The following is a 6468-nucleotide window of genomic DNA, read 5'->3' as shown; positions in this document are numbered from 1 at the left end:
CCGCCGCATCGGCGGTGACGTTGGGCCGGCTCTCATAGATCATCGCAATGACCCCGATCGGGGTGCGGACGCGGGAAATGTCGAGCCCGTTGGGCCGGGTCCAGCGCGAGGTGGCGACGCCGAGCGGATCGGGGATCGCGGCCACGGTCTCGACCCCGACGGCGACGCCTTCCAGGCGCGCGGCATCAAGCATCAGCCGGTCCAGCATCGGGCCAGACAGGCCGTTGGCGCGGGCCTGGTCGAGGTCGCGGGCATTGGCGGCGAGGATCTTTTCCGCATCCTCGCGGATCGCCGCGGCCATGGCGACCAGGGCCGCCGTCCGCTGCTGGGCGGTGGCGAGGCGCAGCGCACGTGCGCCGTCGCGGGCTGCCACGCCCATCGCCGTCATCGTCGCCTGCAAGCTGACGCCCGCGCCGTTCATCGATCCTGCCGTCCCCGGTTATGCTCAGGTTGAGCCTTACTAGAGCGTGCCCGCTGAAACCGTAAGCCTTTTCGTGGGCAGCTGCGGCCGCAAGCCATAGGACGTCGGGCCGCCTTGGGGAATCGGCATTATCTGAAGGTGGCGTGAGCCTTCTTGGGCGTCAGATCGGCCCTATCGATCGGGCGAAGCCGGCTCGTCAGTGGCCTCAAGCTCGGCCAGTACCTCAGGAAAGCGTCTCGCCAGGCCCAGAATCCGCTCGACGAGGGCCGCCGGGCCTTCAAGCTCGAGGCCGTCGCGAAGCCGGGCGAGCCTGCCGCGCGCCGCGCGGATCTCGGCCTCGTTCAACCCGTTAAACACAACGGCCGTGGCCACCACATGCTTGCAGGTGCCGAAATCCTCGAAGGCCGGACAGGTGCACAGGCCAAGGCCGTTCGACGGGGTCAGCCGGACGACATAGGTCTCGGTGCCCTCGACATGGGCGACCACATCATCGGCGTCCACCTGCACCAGGTCGACATGGCCGGCCTCTGCATAGGCCTCGCCACGGGCGAAGACCTTCGGCCCCGTCAGATCAAGCAGGGCCTCGAGATCAAACGCTGTCCCGGCCATCAGGCCTCCTCGATGCGGTCGATGTCGTCGTCCGACAGGCCGAAATGATGACCGATTTCATGAACCAGGACGTGGGTGATCAACTCGCCAAGCGATACGTCACCGCGCTCACACCACTCGTCGAGGATCGGGCGGCGATACAGGAAGACCATCGATGGCAGGGTCTGGCTGTCGAGCACCGAACGATTGGCCAGATCGACGCCCTGGTAGAGGCCGGTCAGCTCGAACGGATCGGCAATGTCGAGGGCGTCCAGTACGTCATCCGTGGCGAAGTCATCGATGCGGATCGCCACATCGCCCGCCAGGCTGCGGAACGGGTCCGGCAGGGCCTTGAAGGCCGCCTCGGCCAGGGCAGCGAAATCATCCAGGGACGGGGCGAGTTGCGCGGTCAGGGTCATGCTGTGCAGATAGTCCGATTGCGGCGATCCGCCAGCCCCCTGCGACAGGCGTACGGATCGCGCTCTGGTCACAGCCGCTCTAATCTGTGATTCTGATTCGAAGACGGGGGACCAGGGATTGGGGCGCTTCCGGTTCTCGAACCGGACCCCATTCGCCGGACAGCGCTCCGGGGCCAAGCGACGGATTTTATGACTGCGCAAGAACTGATCCTCACGGCGACGGCCGGCGCGGTTTGCCTCGCTCTTTGCGCGACCCTGTGGGCTCTGGCCCAACGGCGGATTTTTGAAGCCCGCCTTGCCGTCCTGCAGGGGCGTCTCAAGCGGCTGGAAACCGGTTCGCCCGGTGATCATGCCGCCCTCGAAGCCTTCGACAGCGCCCTGATCTGCGTTGAAGCGGAGCAGGCCAGTCTCGTCTCCGGGGCCGACAGCCTGGGGGCTTGCGCCGCGATCCTGGCGGTCCCCGCCCAGGCCCAGGGCGTGGTTGACGCCCTGATCAAGGTCGACCCCGACCATGCCCTGAGACTGCGAGGTCTGTTCGAACGCGGCGAGCCCTGTGCCTTCGAGGCCGCCGGGGCGGACGGCGCCGTCAAGGTCGAGGGCCGGGTAACCGGGGCCATGGCCTGGCTGCGGCTGACGGCCACGGCTCCGGACAAGGGCGGCCTGCCCTCGGCGTCGCGCTTTGCAGCCTTTGTCGACGGTCTCGTCGAGCCCGCCTGGATTTCCGGCGCGGACGGGGCGCCGGTCTGGGGCAATGCGGCCTATCTGCGGGCCGTCGACGCCCCTTCGGCGGCGATCGCCGCCCAGAACGGCAAGACCTTCGACCGCGCCGCCGACACCCTGGCCATGGAGGCCGCCGGCAGAGGCGAGCCGCGCGAGACCCTGCGGTGGATCAATGTCGACGGCCGTCGTCGTGCCTTCCGGGTCGCGGCCCGCGGGCTGGAAGGCGGCGGCGTTGGGGTCTTCTGCACCGATGTCACCGAGATCGAGGATGTCCGCGACGCCCTGCGCAAGCACGTCGAGGCCCATGACGAGACGCTGAACCACATCGCCGATGCGGTGGCGATCTTCAGCCAGTCGCGGCGCCTGGCCTTCCACAACACCGCCTTTGCCGAACTCTGGGGCCTGGAGCCGGCCTGGCTGGCCGAGCGCCCGACCCATGGCGAGGTGCTGGACCGCCTGCGCCAGCGCCGCCGCCTCCCCGAGACGGTCGACTATGCCCGCTGGAAGGCCGACGAGCTGGCCCGCTACGAGTCGCTCGGCCCGCAGGCCGACGAGCTGTGGGGCCTGCCGGACGGCCGCACCCTGAAGGTGGTGCGCCAGCCCCACCCGCTGGGCGGGATGCTGCTGCTCTATTCCGATATCACCGGCGAACTGCGGCTGAAGGCCCAGTACAACGCCCTGATCCAGGTGCAGCAGGCCACGCTCGACAAGCTGAATGACGCGGTCGCCGTGTTCGGCTCGGACGGCCGCCTGCGTCTGCATAACGAGGCCTTCGAAACCTTCTGGAACGTCAGCGCCCTGGCCCTGGAAGCGGCCGTCGATTTCGAGGGCGTGGTCGATCTCTGCGTGCCGCGCCTGCACGACCTGGCCTTCTGGCGGGAACTCAAGGGCCGCGTCGCCGATCCGGATCCGCAAATGCGCGCCCCGACCTCGGGCGAGGTTCGCACCTCGGATGACCGGATCGTTCTCTATCAGTCGCGCCCGCTTCCCGACGGGGCCACGCTGATTGCCTTCGCCGATGTCACCGACACCCGGGAACTGCAGAGCGCCCTGGCCGACCGCTCGGCCGCCCTCGCCGAGGCCGAGCGGCTGAAGCGCGATTTCGTGGGCAATGTCTCGTATGAACTGCGCACGCCGCTGACCACGATCATCGGCTATTCCGAGCTCCTCGAGCGCGCAGACGGCCTGCATGAGCGCAGCCGCAACCATGTGGCCGCCGTGCGGACCGCCGCCACCCAGCTGGCCCGGTCCATCGACGACGTGCTCGACATGGCCCAGATCGACGCCGGCGAAATGGCGCTGGAGATCCAGGACATCCGGGTGATCGACTTGCTGGAACAGGCCCGGGACCAGGCGACCAAGGCGGCCCTGCTGGGCGGGGTGTCCCTCGTCATCGAATGTGAGGACGATGTCGGCCTCATCCGCGGCGATCTCAAGCGACTGTCCCAGACCGTGGATCACCTGGTCGAGAACGCCCTGCGCCAGACCCCGCCGGAGGGCCGCGTCACCCTGTCCGCCCGCCGGGCCTTGGGCGAAGTCCGGATCGATGTCCGCGATACCGGGCGCGGGGTACCGTTCCACGTCCAGGCCCACATCTTCGACCGCTTTGTCGGCCGCGATCGGGGTGGCCCGGGGCTGGGTCTGGCCCTGGTCAAGGCCCTGGTCGAGCTGCACGGCGGCTGGGTGGCGCTGGAAAGCGAGCCCGGCGCGGGCTCGACCTTTACCTGCCACCTGCCGGAAACCCAGCAGCCGGGTGCCATGCAGCCGGAGCTGCGGTTCTGACCCGGCCCGGTGAGCCTGACGCGGTCCTGCAGACCGCCCTGGCCCTGATTGGTCAGTACGGCGTCGACGCCGAGGTGATCGCCACCCTGCGGGCTGCCGAATATGCCGCCGCCGGCGATGCCGAGGCGCTCGCCCTCTGGGACGCGATCATTGCCCGGATCGCCGCGATCGAGGCGGGCGAGGCCGGCTCCGTCAGCCTGCAATAGGGCTCGGGCTCAGGGAATGACCCGGGCCACGCCCCGGGCCCGGGGGTCGGCAACCGCGACCGGCCGTCCGTCCACGATCTGGATCGCCTCGATGTCGCCGTTATAGTCCTGGGTCTCGAGGCGATAACCTTGCGCGGTCATCGCCTGGGTCAGCGCCTCGGACGGCGGGGCATAGGGCTCGAAGAAAATCGTGTTCTCCGGCAGCAGCTGATGGTGGAAGCGCTGGGCCGCGACGGCGTCGGCCAGGGGCAAGCCGTGGTCATAGACATTGGCCAGCACCTGGAACACCGAGGTGAAGACCCGCGAGCCGCCCGGCGTGCCCAGCACCATGGCCACCTGGCCGTCGCGGGTCAGGATGGTCGGGGTCATCGAAGACAGTGGCCGCTTGAACGGGGCGATGGCATTGGCATCGCCGCCGACCACGCCGAACTGGTTGGGGACCCCCGGCTTGACCGAGAAATCATCCATCTCGTCGTTCAGCAGAAAGCCCGCGCCCTCGACCACCACGCCCGAACCGAACCAGCCGTTCAGGGTATAGGTGTTGGAGACGGCATTGCCCCATTTGTCGATGACGGAGAAATGCGTGGTCTGGGGCTTTTCAAGACCCGGTCGTACAGCCGGAGTTGGTGACGGCCGGATCGCATCGACCTCTGCAGCGCGCTTGGCCAGGTAGACCGGATCGATCAGCGCGGCGGTCGGGACGCTGACGAAGTCCGGATCGCCCAGGTACTCGGCGCGATCGGCAAAGACCCGCTTCTCGATCTCCGAGACCAGATGCAGATATTGCGGGCTGTTCAGCGCCACGCCTGTAAACGGCAAGGTCAGGCGATCCTTCAGCCCCAGAAGCTGCAGCAGGGCAATGCCGCCGGAACTGGGAGGCGGCGCAGTAATCACCCTAAGGTCCCGCCAGCGGCCGACCAGCGGCTCGCGCCAGACGGCCTTGTAGCCCGCGAGGTCCTCGGGGCGGATCAGGCCCGGGCGCGGCGCACGCGCCATCTGGGCCACGATCAGTTTGGCCGTTTCACCCTCGTAGAACTCGCGGTCACCGTCCCTGGCGATACGTTTCAGCGTGGCGGCCAACTCGGGCTGGTGGAAGCGCTCACCGGCCTTCATGCCAGAGAAATAGCGGGCAAAGTTCGTGGACGTCAGGAAGGGTGCCTGGCTGCCGTCGCGGATGCCGATCAGCTGCGGCGTGACGTCGAATCCCTTCTCGGCAAAGCGGATGGCCGGAGCCAGGGTCGTGGCCCAGGGCAGCTTGCCAAACCGGCGGTGGGCCTCGGCCAGTCCTCGGACAGTGCCCGGAACCCCGGCCGCCAGGGGGCCGACGAGACTGAGATCCGCCACCGGTTCACCCTGGGCGTCCAGAAACATGGTCGGGGTCGCCGCAGCCGGTGCCACTTCACGGTAGTCGAGGAAGTAGGGCTTGCCGTCGACCAGCAGGGTCATGAAGCCTCCGCCCCCCAGATTGCCGGCTTCCGGATAGGTCACGGCCAGGGCAAAGGCCGTGGCGACGGCCGCGTCGACGGCATTGCCGCCGGCCTTCAGGGTCTCTTCTGCCGCCAGGGCTCCATAGAGGTCCGGCGAAGCGACAGCCCCGGCCGTGAGCGACTTCGGTGCGGCGGCGAGCTGACCGGTCGGGACCAGAAGCCAGGCCACGATCAGCGCGGCAACGAAGGACTTGATAGCGGACAAGGGCCGGCTCCGGACGACAACGAACGGTCGAGCCTAGGCCCCGCGCCCTGGACTGTCACGAGCAGGGTCCCGTTGGCCGGTGAAGCCGATGCCATTTGCCTCGTCGGCTAGGGCTGAACGGGGAGCCAAAACGAAAAAAGCCCCCCCGGGTGAACCGGAGGGGCTTTTTCAGGATCCGGAAAAGGTCCGGGATCCGATCTTGGGTGCGGGGACAGGATTTGAACCTGTGACCTTCAGGTTATGAGCCTGACGAGCTACCGGGCTGCTCCACCCCGCGGCGAAGGAGGTAGTGATGTTATCGCAGGTAGGGATTGGACTTTGAAGACTTGAGTGACGGCATCCTTTTAGCGGACCTGGCGGCGACCTACTCTCCCGCGCCTTGAGACGAAGTACCATTGGCCCAGGGGGACTTAACGACCGAGTTCGGAATGGGATCGGGTGGGGAACCCCCGGCATAGCCACCAGGTCAGCAAAAAGGATGCGTGCAGTGTCCGGTGAGGGACACTGGTTATATCAAGTCGAAGAAGACATCGTATGTCTGGGCGCTACAAAGCGCTGTTGCATAGGTTTGGCTGAAGAACGATCAAGCCTATCGAGCTATTAGTACCAGTAAGCTACACGCCTCACAGCGCTTCCACAC

At 67.3% G+C, this 6468-nt stretch carries 5 protein-coding genes, 1 tRNA gene, 1 rRNA gene and 1 pseudogene; 2 read left to right on the top strand and 6 right to left on the bottom strand.

Annotated features, from left to right (window positions below):
- From proA to DBR10_RS16290, 3 genes and pseudogenes are all read right to left on the bottom strand, one after another.
- Positions 1-421: pseudogene (proA, locus tag DBR10_RS20235) on the bottom strand (glutamate-5-semialdehyde dehydrogenase); the annotation flags it as partial.
- A 171-nt stretch (positions 422-592) separates the two neighbouring features.
- Positions 593-1030 carry an SWIM zinc finger family protein gene (locus tag DBR10_RS16295; protein ID WP_108505901.1) on the bottom strand — a complete coding sequence of 146 codons (438 nt, stop codon included), beginning with the start codon at positions 1028-1030 and terminating at the stop codon, positions 593-595.
- Entirely contained in the window at positions 1030-1428 is a 399-nt protein-coding gene (locus DBR10_RS16290; protein WP_108505900.1) for a metallopeptidase family protein, read from the bottom strand. The genes DBR10_RS16295 and DBR10_RS16290 overlap by 1 nt, the downstream gene beginning before the upstream one ends.
- A 189-nt stretch (positions 1429-1617) precedes the next feature.
- Between DBR10_RS16290 and divL the strand changes: the two genes are divergently transcribed.
- Both divL and DBR10_RS20385 read left to right on the top strand, forming a co-directional pair.
- Entirely contained in the window at positions 1618-3930 is a 2313-nt protein-coding gene (gene divL, locus DBR10_RS16285; protein ID WP_108505899.1) for a cell cycle protein kinase DivL, read from the top strand.
- A 74-nt stretch (positions 3931-4004) separates the two neighbouring features.
- Positions 4005-4136 carry a hypothetical protein gene (locus tag DBR10_RS20385; protein WP_255579995.1) on the top strand — a complete coding sequence of 44 codons (132 nt, stop codon included), beginning with the start codon at positions 4005-4007 and terminating at the stop codon, positions 4134-4136.
- 9 nt (positions 4137-4145) lie between these two features.
- Here the strand turns inward: DBR10_RS20385 and ggt are convergent, their stop codons facing one another.
- From ggt to rrf, 3 genes are all read right to left on the bottom strand, one after another.
- Positions 4146-5828 (bottom strand): gamma-glutamyltransferase, encoded by a 1683-nt coding sequence (gene ggt / locus DBR10_RS16280; protein ID WP_108505898.1) that lies wholly within the window; start codon positions 5826-5828, stop codon positions 4146-4148.
- Between the two features lie 200 nt (positions 5829-6028).
- Positions 6029-6105, bottom strand: a tRNA-Met gene (locus tag DBR10_RS16275).
- Between the two features lie 74 nt (positions 6106-6179).
- Positions 6180-6294 (bottom strand): 5S ribosomal RNA (gene rrf, locus DBR10_RS16270).
- Positions 6295-6468: the final 174 nt, after the last annotated feature.

It is taken from the genome of Caulobacter sp. HMWF025, from assembly GCF_003060965.1.
GTDB lineage: Bacteria > Pseudomonadota > Alphaproteobacteria > Caulobacterales > Caulobacteraceae > Caulobacter.
The sequence above is the reverse complement of the archived record's forward strand: the minus strand, read 5'-3'. Positions and strand labels throughout refer to the sequence as shown.